Source organism: Pelagerythrobacter sp. (assembly GCF_041912895.1).
Classification (GTDB): domain Bacteria; phylum Pseudomonadota; class Alphaproteobacteria; order Sphingomonadales; family Sphingomonadaceae; genus Pelagerythrobacter.
The window spans coordinates 666,624-684,300 of record NZ_JAYSGI010000002.1; the positions used below are offsets into that span (position 1 = coordinate 666,624).

Consider the following 17,677-nt stretch of genomic DNA (forward strand, 5'->3'; position numbering starts at 1 on the left):
GCCCTTTTTGTTTTGCATCAGAGGTTATCATGAAGCGCACTTTTCAGCCCAGCAACCTGGTTCGCGCCCGCCGCCACGGCTTCTTCGCGCGCAAGGCCACCCCGGGCGGCCGCAAGGTTCTTCGCGCTCGCCGCAACCGCGGCCGCAAGAAGCTCTGCGCGTGAGCTTCGCTCACGTTCTGTTTGTTTAGCCTCAAGCGCCGGCGCGGCCCATCCGGGCCGCTTGGCTATCCTCCGTCGCTGCGCTCCTCCGGGCGCGCGTTCGCGCTTGTGGTCGGCTAACCGCCAACCGGACCTTTCCAAGCCATCGCCGTATCTCGCTAGACCGGTCCGCGTCTAGCGGACCGCTAGGCCGACCGGCCGCCCGCAGGCGCCCCGTAGCGAAGCGGAGGGATTAGCGCCGAGGACGCAGGCGCGGATGCGCCTGCGGAAAACAAACGACGCTTACCACCAGCCGCGTTTGCGCTTATCTCCCCTTCCGATGACCGTCGAAACGATCCGCAAGCGTGCCGATTTCCTCGCGGCGAATCGCGGGCTGCGCGTCGCGCGGCCGGGGTTCGTGCTGCTCGCGCATCCCAATGGCGGGCGCGGCAAGCGATTCGGCATCACCGTAACCAAGAAGATCGGCAACGCCGTCGTGCGCAACCGGATGAAGCGCCGCTTTCGCGAACTGCTGCGCGCTGCCTTGCCCGAAGCCGGGCTGCCCGATACCGACCACGTGCTGATCGGCCGCGACGGTGGGGTCGAGCGCGATTTCGCGCGGATGGCGGACGAACTTGCCGAGGCGCTGCGCCGCGCCGCCGCGGGCAAGGGCGATCCGCCACGCGGACGGCGCCGGCCGCGCAAGTGAAGCGCCTTCTCATCCTCATCGCCCGCGGCTGGCAGCTCGGCCCCTCGCGCCTGCTGCCGCCCAGCTGCCGCTACGCACCGTCGTGCTCGCAATACGCGATCGAGGCGCTGGGCAGGCATGGGGCAATCAAGGGTGGATGGATGGCGGTGAAGCGTATAATGCGCTGCCACCCATGGGGCGGGCACGGCTATGATCCGGTGCCGTAGTGCCTATATAACACACTTATTGCGTCACGACACGGGATCGAAGCCTTGCCAAACCAGCGTAACCTCCTGCTCGCCGTCCTGCTGAGCGGCTTGCTGATTCTCGGCTGGGATGCGGGGATGGGCTGGCTCTATCCGCAGACCGCCAGCACCGCGGTCGAAGGCAAGGTCGACACCCCCGCCGAACAGGTCGAAGCCAAGCACACGCGCGAGGGCGGACTGACCGATCCGGGCGAGATCGCGCAGGAGCGCGCGGACCTCGCCACTTCGCTCGCCGCGCCGACGCGGGTCGCGATCGACGCGCCGCAGATCGCGGGCTCGGTCAATCCGGTCGGCGCGCGCGTCGATGATGTGACGCTGAAGGGCCAGCGGGAATCGGTGAAGGACGACAGCGGCCCGGTCCGGCTGTTCTCGCCGCAGGGCACGCCGGCGCAGCACTTCGCGCAGTTCGGCTGGGTGGGCGAAGGCATCGCCGCGCCGGGGCCGGACACCGTATGGCAGGTGGAGGGCGGCCCGCTTGCGCCCGACAATCCCGTGACCATGCGCTGGAACAACGGCGAAGGGCAGCTCTTCACCATCGTGCTGTCGGTGGACGATCAGTTTATGCTCACCGCCGAGCAGACGGTGGCGAACACCGGAGATGGCGCGATCGTGGTGCGCCCGTTCGCATTGCTCAACCGCACCAGCCGCACCGCCAGCGCGAGCACGTGGACGCTGCATTCGGGCCCGATCGGCTTCTTCGGTGACGGGGTCCAGTTCGGGATCGACTACGACGAGCTGGACGAGGACGGCCCGCTGACGCCCGACGGGCGGGCCGGGTGGATCGGCTTCACCGACATCTACTGGCTGTCCGCGCTCGCTCCGCAAGGCGGCAGCGCCGCCGACGCGGAATTCCGCGCGCTGGGCGGCGAACGCTATCGCGCTTCGCTCGTCTATCAGCCGGTCAGCGTCGCGCCGGGGCGCCAGGTCAGCCGCACGACGCAGCTGTTCGTCGGCGCGAAGGACAACGAGGTGCTGAACGCCTACGAGGACGCGGGTATTCCGGGCTTCGGCAACGCGATCGACTGGGGCTGGTTCGGCGTGATCGAACGGCCGATCCTGTGGCTGCTCAAGCATCTCTACGATCTCGCCGGCAACTTCGGCGTCGCGATCATCCTGCTCACGCTGATCGTTCGCCTGCTGATGTTCCCGATCGCGCAGAAGCAGTTCGCCTCGATGGCCGGGATGAAGGCGCTGCAGCCCAAGATGAAGGCGATCCAAGATCGCCACAAGGACGACAAGCAGAAGCAGCAGCAGGAGATCATGAAGCTGTACAAGGACGAAGGTGTCAATCCGCTCGCCGGGTGCCTTCCCATGCTGCTGCAGATCCCGATCTTCTTCGGCCTCTACAAGGTGCTGATGCTGTCGATCGAGATGCGCCACAAGCCGTTCGTGCTGTGGATCGAGGATTTGTCCGCGCCCGATCCGGCGCATATCCTCAACCTGTTCGGCCTGCTGCCGTTCGAAGTGCCCGCGTTGATCGCGATCGGCCCGCTCGCGGTGCTGCTCGGCGTGACGATGTGGCTGACGTTCCGCCTCAACCCGACCTCGATGGACCCGATGCAGCGGCAGATATTCTCGATCATGCCGTGGGTGCTGATGTTCGTGATGGCGCCGTTCGCGGCCGGGCTGCTGCTGTACTGGATCACCAACAACCTGCTGACGCTGGCGCAGCAGAGCTATCTCTATTCGAAGAACCCGCAGCTCAAGGCGCAGGCGGTGAAGGACAAGGCCGACCGCGACGCAAAGGCCGAAGCGTAATGTCAGGGGAAGAGGCGGAGGAGCGCGCGGCCCGGCTGTTTTCCGGCCGGGTCGAATTCCTGCTTTCCGCGCCGGAACTGAAGTTCCTGCCCGAACCGACGGTGCCCGAGATCGCCTTCGCCGGGCGCAGCAACGTGGGCAAGAGCTCGCTGCTCAACGCGCTGACCGGCCGGCGGGCGATCGCGCGCACCTCGGTGACGCCGGGTCGCACGCAGGAACTGAACTTCTTCGAGGTCGGCGAGCCGACGCTGTTCCGGCTGGTCGACATGCCGGGCTACGGCTTCGCCAAGGCGCCGGTGAAGGTGGTCGAGCACTGGAAGCAGCTCGTGCGCACCTACCTGAAGGGGCGGCAAGTGCTCCAGCGTACGCTGGTGCTGGTCGATTCGCGGCACGGGTTGAAAGATGTCGACCGCGAGATGATGACGATGCTCGACGAGACCGCGGTCGGCTATCGCATCGTGCTCACCAAGGCCGACAAGATCAAGGCGAGCGAACTGGCGAAGACGACCGATGCGGTCGCGGCCGAGGCGCGCAAGCACCCGGCTGCGTTCCCGACGCTGCACGTCACCAGCTCGGAAAAAGGCATGGGCATCGCCGAGCTGCGCGCCGCGGTGCTGGAGGACGCGCGCGTCTGACGCGCTAGTTCGCGAACATCAGGTCGAGGTTCTCGAACGCCTTGAACTCCAGCGCGTTGCCGGCGGGGTCGCGGAAGAACATCGTCGCCTGTTCGCCCACCTCGCCCTTGAAGCGGATCGTCGGAGCGATGACGAATTCGGTGCCCGCGGCGGCCAGCCGGTCGGCGAGCGCCTGCCAGTCGTCCATTGCCAGCACCACGCCGAAATGCGGCACCGGCACGTCGTGGCTGTCCACCGGATTAGCGATGACATCGCCGGCACCGGGCGCGAGGTGAGCGACGATCTGGTGCCCGAAGAAGTCGAAATCGACCCAGTGCTGCGAGCTGCGCCCCTCGGGGCAGCCCATCACCCCGCCGTAGAAGGCGCGCGCGGCGGTGAGATCGTCGACGGGAAAGGCGAGATGGAACGGGCGCAGGCTCATGCCCCGGATGGTAGCCGAACCGCGCGCGCGAACAAGCGGTTCCGCCTCGACTTGCCCGCGCCGACGCCGTAGGGCCGCGCGGCAAGCAAGGTGGGCGAGCGCATGAAGCTGATCATCGGCAACAAGAACTATTCGAGCTGGTCGCTGCGCGCGTGGCTCGCGGCCAAGCAGTCGGGCCTCTCGTTCGAGGAGCTGACGGTCAACATCGGCGGCGACGATTGGGCCGCGCTCAAGCGCGAATCGGGCGAGATCATGCCGTCGGGCAAAGTGCCGGTGCTGTGGGACGGCGAGACGGTGATCTGGGACAGCCTGGCGATCCTCGACTACCTCGCCGACAAGGTCGGGCGCGACCGCTTCTGGCCCAAGGACGACACCGCGCGCGGCATGGCGCTGTCGATGGTCGCCGAAATGCACAGCTCGTACATGGCGATGCGCAAGGAATGCCCGATGAACGTGCGCAAGCGGTTCGAAGGCGTCCAGCTCAGCGACGATGCGAAGGCGGACATCGTGCGCGTGCTCCAGCTGTGGGCGGAAGCCCGGGCGCGCTTCGGCAAGGGCGGGCCGTTCCTGTTCGGCACCTTCGGCGCGGCGGACGTGTTCTACGCACCGGTCGTCAGCCGCTTCGTCAGCTACGGCATCGGCGTGCCCGGTTTCGCCCGCGCCTACATGGAGGCGGTGTGGGAGCACGAATGGATGCAGGCGTGGATCGCGGGCGCGGACAGCGAACAGTGGGTAATCGAGCAATACGAAACCGCCCCCACCGCATGATCGCTCGCCTGATTGCAGTTTTCGCGCTGATCGGCGTTGCCCTTGCGCCGAACGCTGCCAGCGCGTGGGGCTATTTCGGCCACCGCACCACCGCCGATATCGCGATGGCCAACGTCCGGCCCGAAACCCGCACCGCGATCCGCCGCCTGATCGCGCACGCCGACGAACTCGGCACGCCGAAATGCGCGATCGGCGAACTGGCCGACGCGGCGACCTGGCCCGACTGCCTGCGCGGCGAATACTGGCGCTGGAGCTACACGTTCGCCTGGCACTATCAGACCGAGCCGGTGGGCGAGGACTACGACGCGAAGAAGAACTGCTCGGGCGGCAATTGCGTCTCGGCGCAGATCGAGCGCAACTTCCGCATCCTGTCGGACGAGAGCCTGCCCGCGAACGTGCGGCTGGAGGCGTTGGCGTTCATGATCCACTTCACCGGCGACATCCACATGCCGCTCCATTCGGGCGACCACGACGATCGCGGCGGCAACGACGTCGAGACCGCCTACGGCATCGTGCCGGGGCTGAACCTCCATTCGATCTGGGACACTGCGCTGGCCGAACGCGCGATCACTTCTGCGAATCCCCCGCTGGTGCGCCGCTATTCCGCCGCCGAGCGCGGCGAACTCGCCGGTGGCGGCCCGGCCGACTGGGGGCGCGAGAGCTGGCAGCTCGCGCGCGATTTCGTCTATCCTAACGCCTTCGACCGCTCGCCGCTCGAAGGCGAATTGCCCGACCACGCCGCGCTGACGCAGGAGGACATCGTCGCCGCCGTGCCGGTGGTCGAACGCCGGATCACGCAGGCGGGGCTGCGCATGGCTGATCTGCTCGACGCCGCCTTCGTGCCCGGGGCGATGGAAGAACTGCCTTAGGGTCGACGCTTCGCCGGATAGGGCGTGCCGTCCTTGTGTGCGTAGCCTTCGGGCCCGAACTTCATGTCGATATCGGGATATTCGCCGTAGTCCGCGTCGCGGTCGCCCGCGCTTACCACGACAAACGCGCAATCGCTTTCGCTGCGGTTCTGCAGGTTGTGACCGTCGCGCACGCCGGCGGGCCAGGCGAGGACATCGCCGGGGCGGATCGCGGTTTCGCCCCCGTCCTCCACCAGCACCGCTTCGCCCGACACCATCACCAGCAGTTCGTCCTCCTCGGCGTGCCAGTGGCGCTGCGATGACCATGCGCCGGGCTTCAGCACGACATGGCTCGCGCCCATCCGGGTGAGGCCTGAGGGCGGCGCGAGGCGGCGATACCAGCGGCCTGCCACCTCGCGGTCGTGAGGCGCGGGATAGCCGGTCGCGTTGGTCTGCGGGATCGCGTCTATGTCGAGCTTGGGCATTGCGTGGCTCCGCTGGCTGGAAAGCTGCGTCGCACTCGTTTACCCGGTTCGCGATGACCGCGACAATATCCGACACGGCCGTGCTTGCCGAAAAGCTGATCGCCGCGCCCAGCGTGACGCCCGCCACGGGGCTGGTGTTCGACGTGCTCGAAGGGATGCTCGCGCCGCTCGGCTTCGCGGTCCAGCGGTTCAGCCGGGGCGACGCGGCGGACGGCGGCGCGGTCGAGAACCTGTTCGCGTGTCGGGCGGGGCCGGAAGGTTCACGGCATTTCGCCTTCGCCGGGCACGTCGACGTGGTGCCGCCGGGCGAGGGGTGGACCAGCGCCCCCTTCGCGCCGGAGCGGAGAGGCGAGCTGCTCTACGGGCGCGGCGCGGTCGATATGAAGGGCGCGATCGCGGCGATGGTCGCGGCGGCATCCGAAGTCCCGCAAGAGGCGGGCACCCTCAGCTTCATCGTCACCGGCGACGAGGAAGGGCCCGCGCTCCACGGCACCCGCGCGCTGATCGACTGGATGCGCGAGCGCGAAATCCGCCCCGACCTGTGCCTGGTGGGCGAGCCGACCAGCGTGAACCGGCTGGGCGACATGATGAAGATCGGCCGCCGCGGCTCGGTCAACGTCTGGCTCGAGGTCGAAGGGACGCAGGGCCACGTCGCCTATCCGCACAACGCCGACAATCCGATTCCGAAGCTCGTCGCGATGCTGGCCGAGCTCGACGCGCTGGTGCTGGACGAAGGCACCGAGTGGTTCCAGCCCTCGAACCTCGAGGTGACCGATCTGGAGGTCGGCAACCCGGCGCACAACGTGATCCCGGCCAAGGCCCGGGCGCGTATCTCGATCCGCTTCAACGACCGGCATTCGGGCGCTTCGCTCGAAGCCAAGGTGGCCGAAATCGCCGAGCGCCACGGCGGGCGGGCGCTCGCGGTGATCTCGGGCGAGCCGTTCCTGACGCCGCCGGGCGAATTCTCCGCGCTGATCGCCGCGGCGGTGGAGGCGGAGACGGGCGTGGTGCCCGAAGCCTCGACCAGCGGCGGCACCTCGGACGCGCGGTTCCTCAAGGATCTGTGCCCGGTGATCGAGTTCGGCCTCGTCAACGCGACGATGCACAAGCGCGACGAGGCGGTGGCGCTGGGCGACCTCGATGCGCTAGGCCGCATCTACGCAGCGATCGCCGTTGCCGCGCTGCGCGGCGATACGCACACCGACTGACACGAACGAGAAGGGGGACGCGACGAATGGCCAGCCAGGATGCTGCCGAAATGGCGGAGGAAGCCGCGCCCGCCGGCCACGGCAAGCTGCAGGTGCGGATCGCGCTGGGCTTCATTCTCGGCCTCGCCGCCGGGCTGCTGGTCTATACTTTTGCGCGCGACGCGGCGTGGGTCGAGCAGGTGGTGACCTACGTCACCAACCCGATCGGGCAGATCTTCCTGCGGCTGTTGTTCATGCTGGTGATCCCGCTGCTGTTCAGCGCGCTGGTGGTCGGCATCGCCGAGATGGGGGAGGTCCGCTCGCTCGGCAAGGTGGGCCTCAGGACGCTGCTCTACACCGTGATCGTCTCCTCGATCGCGGTCGCGATTTCGATCACGCTGGTGAACCTGGTGAAGCCCGGACAGGGCATCGACCCGGCCGCCGCCGCCGAACTGCTGGCCGAAGGGGCGGAAGGCGCTTCCAGCATCGTGGCGGCGAGCCGCGAAAGCTCCGCGGGGGTCGATCAGGTCATCGGCATCGTGCCGAGCAATATCGTCGAGGCGATGTCCTCCAATGATATCCTCGCGGTGATGTTCTTCGCGCTGTTCTTCGGCATCGGCCTGCTGTTCGTGCAAACGAAGCGGACCGAGACGCTCAAGGACGCGATCGAGGGCGTGTTCGAAGTGGCGATGAAGCTGATCGGCTTCGTCATCCAGCTCGCGCCGATCGCGATCTTCTGCTTCATGTTCAACCTCACCGCGCAGTTCGGGTGGGACCTCTTGTTCAAGCTCGCCGCCTTCGTCGCGGTGGTGCTGGCGGCTCTGGCGATCCAGATGTTCGGCGTCTTCCCGCTGATCCTGAAATTCGTCGCGAAGAAGAACCCGTTCGCGTTCTTCAGCCAGACGCGCGAGGCGAGCGTGATGGCGTTCTCCACCGCCAGCTCCAACGCCACGCTGCCCACCGCGCTGCGCGTCGCTGATACCGAGCTGAAGCTGCCGCGCCGCGTGGCGCGCTTCGTGCTGACCATCGGGGCGACCGCCAACCAGAACGGCACCGCGATGTTCGAAGGGGTAACGGTGCTGTTCCTCGCGCAGTTCTTCGGGATCGACCTGTCGATCGCCGATCAGGCGTTCGTGATGCTGATCTGCATCCTCGCCGGAATCGGCACCGCGGGCGTGCCGGGCGGATCGCTGCCGGTGATCGCGCTGATCCTCGCGGGCGTAGGCGTGGACCCGGCGGGCATCGGCCTGATTCTGGGCGTCGACCGCTTCCTAGATATGTGCCGCACCACGCTGAACGTGGTCGGCGACCTGGTGGCGGCGCAGACGATCTCGACGCTGTCGCCGGATTTGCCGGGGGAGGGTGCGGGGGCGACGGCCTGAACTCTCCCTCATCCGTCATGCTGAACTCGTTTCAGCATCCATCTCCTGGGCCGGCACCTCGGCAGGAGAAATGGACCCTGAAACACGTTCAGGGTGACGGGGTGGCGGATGATCACCGCCCCTTCGGCTTTTCCAGCACCTTCTTCCTGAAGCTGCACAGCTCCACCACCGGGCAGCGCCAGCATTCGGGTGTGCGCGCCTTGCAGATGTAGCGGCCGTGCAGGATCAGCCAGTGGTGGGCGTGGAGGCGGAAGGGCTGGGGGACGCGCTTTTCCAGCTTCGCCTCGACCTGTTCGGGCGTCTTGCCCTTGGCGAGACCGGTGCGGTTGCCGACGCGGAAGATGTGCGTGTCGACCGCGAAGGTTTCCTGCCCGAACCAGCAGTTGAGCACCACGTTCGCCGTCTTGCGCCCCACGCCGGGCAGGCGGACCAGCGCCTCGCGCGTGTCGGGCACTTCGCCGCCGTATTCGTCGACCAGCATGTGGCTGAGCGCGATCACGTTCTTCGCCTTGGAATTGAACAGGCCGATCGTCTTGATGTGATCCTTCAGCCCGTCCTCGCCCAGCGCGATCATCTGTTGCGGCGTCTCGACTTGCGCGAACAGCCGCCGCGTCGCCTTGTTGACGCCGACGTCGGTCGCCTGCGCGGATAGCGCCACCGCGACGACGAGCTGGAACGCGTTGCCGTATTCCAGCTCGGTCTCTGGCGCGGGATTGTCCTCCGCCAGCAGGCGGAAAAACTCGAAGATTTCGTCTTTCTTCACAGGCCGAGCACGTCGTCCATCGTGTAGCGGCCCGGCGCGCGGCCGATCAGCCATTCCGCCGCGCGGACCGCGCCGCGCGCGAAGATCGCGCGGCTTTCGGCGTGGTGGGAGAGGGTCAGCCGCTCCTGCTCGCCCGCGAGGATCACCGAATGGTCGCCCGCCACGGTGCCGCCGCGCAAGGCGGCGAAGCCGATCGACCCTTCGCCGCGCGCGCCGGTATGGCCGTCTCGCCCGCTCTCGCGGTTTTCGGCGAGCGCCACGCCGCGCCCAGCCGCCGCCGCCTCGCCCAGCAGCAGCGCGGTGCCCGAGGGCGCGTCGACCTTCATGCGGTGGTGCATCTCGACGATCTCGATATCCCAGTCCGGCCCCAGCCGCGCCGCCGCCTCGCGCACGAGATGAGCGAGCAGCGTGACGCCGAGCGAGGTGTTGCCGGTCTGCAGCACGGCGATCTGGCGCGCGGCGTTGTCGATCGCGGTGTGGTGGCGATCCTCCAGCCCGGTGGTCCCGACAACGATCGGAATGCCCGCGCCGATCGCGGCATGGAGGTTCGCTTCCAGCGCGACGGGGGCGGAGAAATCGACCAGCGCCTCGCTCCGGTCGGCGAGGCCCGCCGCGTCGCCCCCGCGGTCGATGCCGCCCGCGCTCTCGTGCCCCCCGCCCTCGATCGCATGGGCCAGCGCCTGCCCCATGCGCCCGTCGCTGCCGATGATGCCGATGCGTGCCATTGCCAGTCCCCGAAATGCCGTGCTTCATGGCGGGCATGGCAGACATTCGCAACATCGTCATCCTCACCGGCGCGGGCGTGAGCGCGGAGAGCGGGATCGATACCTTTCGGGGTGGCGGGGGCCAAAATGGGATGGGGCTGTGGGAGAAGCACCGGGTGGAAGATGTCGCCACGCCCGAGGCGTTCGCGCGCGATCCCGACTTGGTGCTGCGCTTCTACGACATGCGCCGCGCGGCGATCGCGAGCAAGCGGCCCAATCCCGCGCACGAAGCGCTCGCGCGGCTCGATGCCGAGTGGCCCAAGAAACAGGGCCGCGGGTTATTGCTGGTGACGCAGAACATCGACGACCTGCACGAACGCGCCGGTTCCGCCCGCGTGCTCCACATGCACGGCACGACCGACGCCTGGTGCACCGCGTGCGACGCGCGGGGGGCCTGGCTGGCGCCGATGATGGAGCGCCCGGCTTGCCCCGAATGCGGCGCGTCCGCGCTGCGGCCCGATGTCGTGTGGTTCGGCGAGATGCCCTACGAGATGGAGCGGATCTACGCCGCGCTAAGCGAGGCGGACCTGTTCGTTTCCATCGGCACCTCGGGCGCGGTCTATCCCGCCGCCGGCTTCGTGCGCGACGCGCGCGAACTGGGCGCACGGACGCTGGAACTCAACCTCGCGCGCAGCGAAGGCTCGGCCTGGTTCGACGAGACCCGCCTCGGCCCGGCAAGCGAACTGGTGCCCGCGTGGGTGGATGAGATGCTTCGCTGACCTTTCACTAAACTTATCATTCCCGCACACGCGGAAATCCATGGCGCGGGACCTCAGCCGTTCAGATCATGCCAGAGAATGACATATGTGATGGCTTGTGGGGACGCTCTTGCGGCTCGGGGATCATGGCGTGACCGAGCACCCCCGGCACGCCGGGTCTTTCGCCACGCGGAAGCTGCGCATCGCGGGGGCGAGGCCGTCGAGGAGGTGGAGGCGGCTCCATTGCGGATCGCCGAGCGCGGCCTTGCCCGCCAGCAGCACGCGCACCGCCTGCATCGCGGCGAAGGTACCCGTCCAGCCCGCCATCGCGCCGAGCATGCCGTCTTCGGCGCAAGTGTCGCAATCGTCGGCGTCGAAGGCGTCGCCGACGTAGCAGCGGTAGCAGGCCTCGCCCGGCAGGTGCCCGGCGAAGGCGCCGACCTGCCCCTGGAAGCGGCCGACCGCCGCCGAGAGCAGCGGCACCGTGCCCGCGACGCAGGCGTCCGACACCGCGAGCCGGGTGGCGAAGTTGTCGGTCCCGTCGAGCACGAGATCCGCGCCCGCGATCGCGGTGGGCGCGGTTGCGGGCGTGATCCGGTGGTCGATCAGTTCGACGGCGATCTCGCGATCGAAATTCGCCAGCCAGCGCCGCGCGGCCACCGCCTTGCGGTGACCGATATCGCGCTCGGCATAGAGCGTCTGGCGCTGGAGGTTCGACAGCTCGACCCGCCCGTCGTCGATCAGCGTCAGCCGCCCGACGCCCGCGCCGGCGAGGTACTGCAGCGCCGGGCTGCCGATCCCGCCGAGCCCCACCAGCGCCACGTGCGCGTCAGCCAGCGCGACCTGCCCCGCGCCGCCGATCTCGGGGATAACGATATGGCGCTGGAAGCGATCGATGCGTTCGGGGGGGAGGGGCATGGACAAGCTGTTGGCAGGGTGCGGGGGGTGTGTCGAGAAGCGGATTTTTTGGTTGGGGGAAGGTATCCGCGCGGAGTTTTTTGTTTGCGCCTCAAGCGCCGGCGCGGGCCATCCGGCCCGCTTGGCTATCCTCGCTCATGCGACCTGCGGTCGCGTCGCTGCGGGCGCGCGTTCGCGCTTGCGGTCGGCTGGTCGCCGACCGGACTCTTCCAAGCCATTGCTGTCAGGCACCAGGACATTCCTAGCCATTTCTGTCGGGCGAAATTCCGGTCCGCGGCCTGCGGACCGCAAGGCCGAACGGCCGCCCGCAGGCGCCCCGTAGCGAAGCGGAGGGAACAGCGCCGAGGACGCACGCCCGGATGGGCGGGCGAAAAACAAAAAAAATCAGCTCTCCAGCTGCCTGAGCAAACTCCGCACGTCGCCGTCCATGTCGGCGTCGCGGGTGCGCAGGTCTTCGATCAGGCGCACCGCGTGGATCACGGTCGAATGGTCGCGGCCGCCGAACTTGCGCCCGATCTCGGGGTAGCTGCGTGGGGTGAGCACCTTAGAGAGATACATCGCCACCTGACGCGGGCGGACGACGGCGCGCGCGCGGCGCTTGCTCGACATCTCGGCACGGTCGATGCGGTAGAACTGGCACACGGTGCGCTGGATTTCGTCGATCGTGATCCGGCGGCGGTTGGCCGAGAGGATATCGGTCAGCTGCTCCTCGGCAAGCTGGAGCGAGACCTCCTGCCCAGTAAGCTGCGCGTAGGCGATCAGCTTGTTCAACCCGCCGACCAGTTCGCGCACGTTGCGCGTGATGGTGCGCGCGAGGAAATCGATCACGTCCTCGGGCACCGAGAGCGGGGCGAAGCGGGTGAGCTTGGATTCGAGGATCGAGCGGCGCAGCTCGATATCGGCCGGGGCGATGTCGGCGACGAGGCCCATCGACAGGCGGCTGAGCAGGCGCGGCTCGACCCCGTCCAATGCCTGCGGCGCGCGGTCGGCGGCGAAGACCAGCCGCTTGCCTTCGGCCAGCAGCGCGTCGATCGTGTAGAGCAGTTCTTCCTGCGCGCTCGCCTTGCCGATGATGAACTGGATGTCGTCCACCAGCAGCAGGTCGAAGCTGCGCAGCCGCGCCTTGAACTCGATCATCTGGTTCTGTTTCAGCGCTTGGACGAATTCGACCATGAAGCGCTCGGCGCTGCAGTAGAAGATGCGCGCGCGCGGGTGGCTGGCGAGATAGGCGTGGCCGATCGCGTGAATCAGATGCGTCTTGCCGTGGCCGGTGGCGGCCTTGAGATAGAGCGGGCTGAACTGCGGGGTTTCGGTCGCGGCCATGCGCTGTGCGGCGTTGCACGCGAGCACGTTGGTCTCGCCGGTGACGAAGGCGGCGAAAGTCAGCGACGGGTCGAGCCCGACCGACGAGGTGAACCCCTGCTCGCCGACGGTGCCCGCGGCGACCGCGATCAGCGACGAATCGGCGCTGTCGTTCGCGGCGCGGCGGCCGTCGCCGCTGAGGCTCAGTTCGGGCAGCTTGCGGCGGCCGGGATGGACGGAGATGCGCACGTTGCGCACTTCGCTGCGCGCGATCTTCCACGCGAGCGAAAGGCGGTCGGCAAAGCGGTCCTGCACCCAGTCGGCGGAGAATTCGGTCGGCAGGTAGAGATCGAGCGTGCCGGTGTCGTCGCAGAAACCGCCGAGCTGGATCGGCTTGATCCACTGGCTGTGGAGCTGGTGACCGAGATCCTTTCGCAGGCCCTGGCTGATATCCGCCCAATCCGCAGCCAGGTTCACCGCTTCGAGATCTTCCATCGATTCCTCTCGCCTCTTGTTCCAGGCAGCGTTCGCTTCACCGATCTTGCTTGCCATCTCGTCCAGACCCCGTCGCTTCCGGACCCCGCCGGCACTCATCATTGTTCCGTGCGCATCGGCCAAAGCTTCGCCCTCGCCCGGAATCGCATGCGATCCGAGCTGCACCCCTGCGGCCAGTACTATGGAGGCACCAGCTGTCCCGCCCCGTGCCGAGGCCCCTTATTGAAGCGCTTGGGATGAGTCGCAAGAGGGCGCGCTGTAAAAAATCCGAAATAAAGAGATTGACTCGATGCAACCCCGCAGACTTGCGTTCAAGTCCATGAAACTGCTGCAAAAAGGCGGCGGCGGCGATGCGAATCGCGCAGTTCCGCCATTTTCCAGCACGCTCCGGTTCGGACCGGCAAAAGAAAAGGGCCGGCGCTCGCCGCGCCGGCCCGGAATGAAACAGAAGATGCCGGTACCGCGCGCCTGCGCGGGCGCCGAATCAGAGCGCGGCGACTCGCTTCGACAGGCGCGACATCTTGCGCGCCACGGTGTTCTTGTGGAGCACGCCGCGCGCCACGCCGCGCGCCATTTCGGGCTGCGCGGTCTTGAGCGCTTCGGAAGCCGCCTTCTTGTCGCCGCCTTCGATCGCGACTTCGACCTTCTTGAGGAAGCTGCGGATGCGGCTGATGCGCGCACCGTTGACTTCGGCGCGGTTGGCGTTGCGACGGATGCGCTTCTTGGCTTGCGGCGTATTGGCCATGTTCGTCCTTGTCTCGGGCCGCCTTGCGAGGAGGCCGGATTCCTTCGAGTAAACTTGCGGAAGCGGCGGGATGCCCCACCGGAAAGCGCGCGCCTTAGCTGCGGGGTGCCGAATCGTCAAGCATGGCGCTCATTTCTGGCAGCACGGGCAGAACCAGGTGCTGCGCCCGCCCTGCACCACGCGGCGCACGATGCCATCGTCGTCGCGGCGGCACGGCTGCCCCTCGCGCCCGTAGACGTCGAACGAGCGCGCGAAATAGCCGAGTTCGCCGTCGGGCGCGGCATAATCGCGCAAGGACGATCCGCCGTCGGCGATCGACTGTTCGAGCACCTCGCGGATCGCGGGCACCAGCCGGGCGAGCGCCGGCTTCGAGACGCGCCCCGCCGCCTTGCGCGGATTGATCCGGGCGCGGAACAGCGCCTCGCAAACGTAGATGTTGCCCAGCCCGGCGACGATCCGCTGGTCGAGCAGCAGCAGCTTGATCGCCTGCCTGCGTCCGGCGAACGCGGCGTGCAGGTGCCCGGCGGTCAGCGCCTCGCCCAGCGGCTCCGGCCCCATCGCGGCGAACGAGGGCCAGGCGGGGAGCGAATCGGTATCGACCAGATCGACCCAGCCGAACCGGCGCGCGTCGTTGAGGGCGAAGCGATGATCGGCGGTCTCGATCACGAGGTGGTCGTGCTTGCCCGGCGTATCGGGATCGATCCGCCAGCGCCCGCTCATGCCGAGGTGGAACACCAGCGTCTGCCCGCGATCGGTGTGGATCAGCCCGAACTTCGCCCGCCGCGAAAGGCCGGTGACGCGCGCGCCGGTGAGCATCTGCGCGAGCTGCGGCGGGAAGGGGCGGCGCATGTCGGGCCGGTTGACGGCGACCCGCACGATCCGCTCGCCTTCGAGGAAACGCGCCAGCCCGCGCACCGTGGTTTCGACTTCGGGAAGCTCGGGCATGCACCACCCTCTAACACCCTTTGCCGGGCCGGCAATTGTCCGTAAGGCCCACCTCCATGAACGACACCGCGAACGACAAGGTATCCTTCGGTTACGAAGAGGTGGCTCCCGACGAGAAGACGAGCCGCGTCGGCGCGGTCTTCTCCAACGTCGCGGCGAAGTACGACGTGATGAACGATGCCATGTCGGGCGGGATGCACCGCTTGTGGAAGGACCGCTTCGTGCGCCGCGTGAAGCCGCAGCCCGGCGAAGCGGTGCTCGACATGGCGGGCGGCACCGGCGACATCGCCTTCCGCATGGCCGCGCGCGGCGCCGAAGTGACGGTGGCCGACATCAACCAGGACATGCTGGACGTCGGGATAGAGCGCGCGATCGAGCGCGGGATCGCGGGCCTCACCTGGTCGTGCCAGAACGCCGAAGAGCTCGGCTATCCGCGCGCCATGTTCGATGCCTATACGATCGCCTTCGGCATCCGCAACGTGACCCGGATCGACCAGGCGCTGGCCGAGGCGCACCGGGTGCTCAAGTATGGCGGGCGGTTCTACTGCCTCGAATTCTCGACCACCGAATGGCCGGGCTTCAAGGAAGTGTACGACCTCTACTCGCACAAGCTGGTGCCGCAGATCGGCAAGGCCATCGCGGGCGACGCGGACAGCTATCGCTATCTGATCGAATCGATCCGCCGCTTCCCGCCGATGCCCGAATTCGAGGCGATGATCCGCGAGGCGGGGTTCGTGAACACGCGGGTGGAGCCGATCATGGGCGGGCTGGTGGCGATCCATTCGGGGTGGAAGGCTTAGCCATGCTCTCCCTCTGTCATTCCCGCGAAGGCGGGAAGCCATGGACCGGCCGCTGCACCGTGGATTGCCGCGTTCGCGGGGATGACAAGAGAGTGGGTGTAAGCGCCGCATGACCAAGCCCGCCACGCACATTTTCCGCCTGCTCAAGTGGGGCCGCACGCTCGCGCGGCACGGGGCGCTGCGCGGGATCGAGAACGATCCGAACACCCCCGGCCCGGTCCAGCGGCTCGCGCGGGTGGCGCGCTTCGGCACATTCCAGCCCGCGCAGCCCGACTACGCGGGCGCGTTTCGCGAGATCGGCCCGGCGGCGATCAAGCTCGGCCAGTCGCTCGCCACCCGGCCCGACATCGTCGGCGAGGATGCGGCGCGCAACCTGCTGTCGTTGCAGGACAGCCTGCCGCCGGTGCCGTTCGAGGAGATAGAACGCGCGATCGCTGCGAGCTTCGGCCAGCCGATCGACATGCTGTTCGCCGAGATCGACCCGGTGCCGGTGGGCGCGGCGTCGATCGCGCAGGTTCACCGCGCGGTGACGACCGACGGGCGGCAGGTCGCGGTGAAGGTGCTGCGGCCCGGCATCCGCGAACGCTTCGCCAAGGACATCCAGACTTACGAATGGGCCGCCGCGCATCTGGAGGCGCTGGGCGGCGAGGCGGCGCGGCTGCGCCCACGGCTGACGATCGCCAATTTCCGCCGCTGGACCAACCGCGAGCTGGATCTGCGGCGCGAGGCGGCTTCGGCCAGCGAACTGGCCGAGGCGATGCACGGGGTCGAACGCTATCGCATTCCCGCGATCGACTGGGACCGCACCAATGGCCGGGTGATGACGGTCGAATGGGTGCAGGGGATCAAGATCTCCGACCGCGAGGCGCTGATCGCCGCCGGGCACGATCTGCCGGATCTCGCGCGGCGGCTGGTGCTCGCGTTCCTGCGCCAGGCGATCAGCGCCGGATTCTTCCACGCCGACATGCACCAGGGAAACCTGTTCGTGCAGGACGGCGGCACGATCGTGGCGATCGATTTCGGGATCATGGGGCGGATCGACCGCCGCGCGCGCCAGTGGCTCGCCGAAATCCTCTATGGCCTCACCACCGGCAACTATCGCCGCGTGGCCGAGATCCATTTCGAGGCGCAATACGTGCCCGCCTACCATTCGGTCGACGAGTTCGCGACCGCCCTGCGCGCGGTGGGCGAGCCGATGCGGGGCAAGCCGGTGAGCGAGCTGTCGGTCGGCCAGATGCTCGACGGGTTGTTCGCGATCACCCGCGATTTCGACATGCAGACCCAGCCGCACCTGCTGCTGCTGCAGAAGACGATGGTGATGGTCGAAGGGATCGCCACCCAGCTCGATCCCGCGATCAATATGTGGGACGTCTCCGCACCGTTCGTGCGCAACTGGATCCGCGACGAGCTGGGCCCCGAGGCCGCGCTGGCCGACCGCATCCGCGAGGATACCGCGACGCTGCTGCGCATCCCCGACCTCGTCCGCCGGATCGAGGACCGCTTTCCCGCCAAGGGCGGCGCGCCCGAACCGCCGCCGCTGCCGCATATCGAGCTGATGTGGGAACGCCGCGAGCGCAAGCGGCGCGTGTGGCCGGGCTATCTGCTGGCGGCGGCGCTCGGCGGCGGAGCGGTGGCCGGCGCGATGGCGCTGGGCTGGATCGGCTGATCC

The 17,677-nt window shown here is 67.9% G+C and carries 20 protein-coding genes; 12 read left to right on the plus strand and 8 right to left on the minus strand.

The window, feature by feature from the left end:
* The first annotated feature begins 29 nt into the window (after window positions 1-29).
* The 5 genes from rpmH to yihA all read left to right on the plus strand — a co-directional run bounded on the left by rpmH (window position 30) and on the right by yihA (window position 3,487).
* Window positions 30-164 carry a 50S ribosomal protein L34 gene (gene rpmH, locus ACE3QC_RS10280; RefSeq protein WP_036801591.1) on the plus strand — a complete coding sequence of 45 codons (135 nt, stop codon included), beginning with the start codon at window positions 30-32 and terminating at the stop codon, window positions 162-164.
* A 316-nt stretch (window positions 165-480) separates the two neighbouring features.
* Window positions 481-849: a ribonuclease P protein component gene (rnpA, locus tag ACE3QC_RS10285; protein ID WP_374407854.1), complete on the plus strand. Its 369-nt coding sequence runs from the start codon at window positions 481-483 to the stop codon at window positions 847-849.
* Window positions 846-1,055, plus strand: a complete 210-nt coding sequence (gene yidD / locus ACE3QC_RS10290; RefSeq protein ID WP_374407855.1) for a membrane protein insertion efficiency factor YidD — start codon at window positions 846-848, stop codon at window positions 1,053-1,055. Before rnpA ends, yidD begins: the two co-directional genes overlap by 4 nt.
* Window positions 1,056-1,100: 45 nt before the next feature.
* Window positions 1,101-2,852, plus strand: a complete 1,752-nt coding sequence (gene yidC, locus ACE3QC_RS10295) for a membrane protein insertase YidC (protein ID WP_374407857.1) — start codon at window positions 1,101-1,103, stop codon at window positions 2,850-2,852.
* Window positions 2,852-3,487, plus strand: coding sequence for a ribosome biogenesis GTP-binding protein YihA/YsxC (gene yihA / locus ACE3QC_RS10300; RefSeq protein ID WP_374407859.1), 636 nt, complete (start codon window positions 2,852-2,854; stop codon window positions 3,485-3,487). The genes yidC and yihA overlap by 1 nt, the downstream gene beginning before the upstream one ends.
* A gap of 4 nt (window positions 3,488-3,491) precedes the next feature.
* Here the strand turns inward: yihA and ACE3QC_RS10305 are convergent, their stop codons facing one another.
* Window positions 3,492-3,908: a VOC family protein gene (locus ACE3QC_RS10305; protein WP_374407861.1), complete on the minus strand. Its 417-nt coding sequence runs from the start codon at window positions 3,906-3,908 to the stop codon at window positions 3,492-3,494.
* Window positions 3,909-4,010: 102 nt separating this feature from the next.
* Between ACE3QC_RS10305 and ACE3QC_RS10310 the strand changes: the two genes are divergently transcribed.
* Window positions 4,011-4,676: a glutathione S-transferase family protein gene (locus tag ACE3QC_RS10310; protein ID WP_374407863.1), complete on the plus strand. Its 666-nt coding sequence runs from the start codon at window positions 4,011-4,013 to the stop codon at window positions 4,674-4,676.
* Window positions 4,673-5,545 (plus strand): S1/P1 nuclease, encoded by an 873-nt coding sequence (locus ACE3QC_RS10315; RefSeq protein WP_374407865.1) that lies wholly within the window; start codon window positions 4,673-4,675, stop codon window positions 5,543-5,545. The genes ACE3QC_RS10310 and ACE3QC_RS10315 overlap by 4 nt, the downstream gene beginning before the upstream one ends.
* Here ACE3QC_RS10315 and ACE3QC_RS10320 read toward each other — a convergent pair.
* Complete coding sequence (locus ACE3QC_RS10320; protein WP_374407867.1) at window positions 5,542-6,009, minus strand: cupin domain-containing protein; 468 nt, start codon at window positions 6,007-6,009, stop codon at window positions 5,542-5,544. The genes ACE3QC_RS10315 and ACE3QC_RS10320 overlap by 4 nt on opposite strands.
* 53 nt (window positions 6,010-6,062) lie before the next feature.
* Between ACE3QC_RS10320 and dapE the strand changes: the two genes are divergently transcribed.
* Together dapE and ACE3QC_RS10330 are read left to right on the plus strand one after the other, a co-directional pair.
* The gene (dapE, locus tag ACE3QC_RS10325; protein ID WP_374407869.1) at window positions 6,063-7,217 is read left to right on the plus strand and encodes a succinyl-diaminopimelate desuccinylase; all 1,155 of its coding nucleotides are present in this window, start codon (window positions 6,063-6,065) and stop codon (window positions 7,215-7,217) included.
* Between the two features lie 26 nt (window positions 7,218-7,243).
* On the plus strand, window positions 7,244-8,578 hold the full coding sequence (locus ACE3QC_RS10330; protein ID WP_374407871.1) for a dicarboxylate/amino acid:cation symporter: 1,335 nt from the start codon (window positions 7,244-7,246) through the stop codon (window positions 8,576-8,578).
* A gap of 112 nt (window positions 8,579-8,690) precedes the next feature.
* On the opposite strand, the gene nth is transcribed toward ACE3QC_RS10330, so the two are convergent.
* Window positions 8,691-9,341, minus strand: a complete 651-nt coding sequence (gene nth, locus ACE3QC_RS10335; protein ID WP_374407873.1) for an endonuclease III — start codon at window positions 9,339-9,341, stop codon at window positions 8,691-8,693.
* The gene (gene dapB / locus ACE3QC_RS10340; protein ID WP_374407875.1) at window positions 9,338-10,066 is read right to left on the minus strand and encodes a 4-hydroxy-tetrahydrodipicolinate reductase; all 729 of its coding nucleotides are present in this window, start codon (window positions 10,064-10,066) and stop codon (window positions 9,338-9,340) included. The genes nth and dapB overlap by 4 nt, the downstream gene beginning before the upstream one ends.
* A 35-nt stretch (window positions 10,067-10,101) precedes the next feature.
* On the opposite strand from dapB, the gene ACE3QC_RS10345 reads away from it, so the two are divergent.
* Window positions 10,102-10,824: an NAD-dependent deacylase gene (locus ACE3QC_RS10345; RefSeq protein WP_374408059.1), complete on the plus strand. Its 723-nt coding sequence runs from the start codon at window positions 10,102-10,104 to the stop codon at window positions 10,822-10,824.
* Between the two features lie 123 nt (window positions 10,825-10,947).
* Here the strand turns inward: ACE3QC_RS10345 and ACE3QC_RS10350 are convergent, their stop codons facing one another.
* The 4 genes from ACE3QC_RS10350 to mutM form a co-directional block, all read right to left on the minus strand.
* Window positions 10,948-11,721, minus strand: a complete 774-nt coding sequence (locus ACE3QC_RS10350) for a ThiF family adenylyltransferase (RefSeq protein WP_374407877.1) — start codon at window positions 11,719-11,721, stop codon at window positions 10,948-10,950.
* A 384-nt stretch (window positions 11,722-12,105) separates the two neighbouring features.
* Window positions 12,106-13,575, minus strand: a complete 1,470-nt coding sequence (gene dnaA, locus ACE3QC_RS10355) for a chromosomal replication initiator protein DnaA (RefSeq protein ID WP_374407879.1) — start codon at window positions 13,573-13,575, stop codon at window positions 12,106-12,108.
* 427 nt (window positions 13,576-14,002) lie between these two features.
* On the minus strand, window positions 14,003-14,263 hold the full coding sequence (gene rpsT / locus ACE3QC_RS10360; RefSeq protein WP_374407881.1) for a 30S ribosomal protein S20: 261 nt from the start codon (window positions 14,261-14,263) through the stop codon (window positions 14,003-14,005).
* 129 nt (window positions 14,264-14,392) lie between these two features.
* The gene (mutM, locus tag ACE3QC_RS10365; protein ID WP_374407883.1) at window positions 14,393-15,208 is read right to left on the minus strand and encodes a bifunctional DNA-formamidopyrimidine glycosylase/DNA-(apurinic or apyrimidinic site) lyase; all 816 of its coding nucleotides are present in this window, start codon (window positions 15,206-15,208) and stop codon (window positions 14,393-14,395) included.
* A 56-nt stretch (window positions 15,209-15,264) separates the two neighbouring features.
* Between mutM and ACE3QC_RS10370 the strand changes: the two genes are divergently transcribed.
* Complete coding sequence (locus ACE3QC_RS10370; protein ID WP_374407885.1) at window positions 15,265-16,008, plus strand: class I SAM-dependent methyltransferase; 744 nt, start codon at window positions 15,265-15,267, stop codon at window positions 16,006-16,008.
* A gap of 109 nt (window positions 16,009-16,117) precedes the next feature.
* Window positions 16,118-17,674 (plus strand): 2-polyprenylphenol 6-hydroxylase, encoded by a 1,557-nt coding sequence (gene ubiB / locus ACE3QC_RS10375; protein ID WP_374407887.1) that lies wholly within the window; start codon window positions 16,118-16,120, stop codon window positions 17,672-17,674.
* Window positions 17,675-17,677: the final 3 nt, after the last annotated feature.

Bases quoted from the DNA above. Each gene is read 5' to 3' on its own strand.
- rpmH (WP_036801591.1), top strand. From the start codon at position 30: ATGAAGCGCACTTTTCAGCCCAGCAACCTGGTTCGCGCCCGCCGCCAC.
- rnpA (WP_374407854.1), top strand. From the start codon at position 481: ATGACCGTCGAAACGATCCGCAAGCGTGCCGATTTCCTCGCGGCGAAT.
- yihA (WP_374407859.1), top strand. From the start codon at position 2,852: ATGTCAGGGGAAGAGGCGGAGGAGCGCGCGGCCCGGCTGTTTTCCGGC.
- ACE3QC_RS10305 (WP_374407861.1), bottom strand. From the start codon at position 3,908: ATGAGCCTGCGCCCGTTCCATCTCGCCTTTCCCGTCGACGATCTCACC.
- ACE3QC_RS10310 (WP_374407863.1), top strand. From the start codon at position 4,011: ATGAAGCTGATCATCGGCAACAAGAACTATTCGAGCTGGTCGCTGCGC.
- ACE3QC_RS10315 (WP_374407865.1), top strand. From the start codon at position 4,673: ATGATCGCTCGCCTGATTGCAGTTTTCGCGCTGATCGGCGTTGCCCTT.
- ACE3QC_RS10320 (WP_374407867.1), bottom strand. From the start codon at position 6,009: ATGCCCAAGCTCGACATAGACGCGATCCCGCAGACCAACGCGACCGGC.
- dapE (WP_374407869.1), top strand. From the start codon at position 6,063: ATGACCGCGACAATATCCGACACGGCCGTGCTTGCCGAAAAGCTGATC.
- ACE3QC_RS10330 (WP_374407871.1), top strand. From the start codon at position 7,244: ATGGCCAGCCAGGATGCTGCCGAAATGGCGGAGGAAGCCGCGCCCGCC.
- dapB (WP_374407875.1), bottom strand. From the start codon at position 10,066: ATGGCACGCATCGGCATCATCGGCAGCGACGGGCGCATGGGGCAGGCG.
- ACE3QC_RS10345 (WP_374408059.1), top strand. From the start codon at position 10,102: ATGGCAGACATTCGCAACATCGTCATCCTCACCGGCGCGGGCGTGAGC.
- ACE3QC_RS10350 (WP_374407877.1), bottom strand. From the start codon at position 11,721: ATGCCCCTCCCCCCCGAACGCATCGATCGCTTCCAGCGCCATATCGTT.
- dnaA (WP_374407879.1), bottom strand. From the start codon at position 13,575: ATGGCAAGCAAGATCGGTGAAGCGAACGCTGCCTGGAACAAGAGGCGA.
- rpsT (WP_374407881.1), bottom strand. From the start codon at position 14,263: ATGGCCAATACGCCGCAAGCCAAGAAGCGCATCCGTCGCAACGCCAAC.
- mutM (WP_374407883.1), bottom strand. From the start codon at position 15,208: ATGCCCGAGCTTCCCGAAGTCGAAACCACGGTGCGCGGGCTGGCGCGT.
- ACE3QC_RS10370 (WP_374407885.1), top strand. From the start codon at position 15,265: ATGAACGACACCGCGAACGACAAGGTATCCTTCGGTTACGAAGAGGTG.
- ubiB (WP_374407887.1), top strand. From the start codon at position 16,118: ATGACCAAGCCCGCCACGCACATTTTCCGCCTGCTCAAGTGGGGCCGC.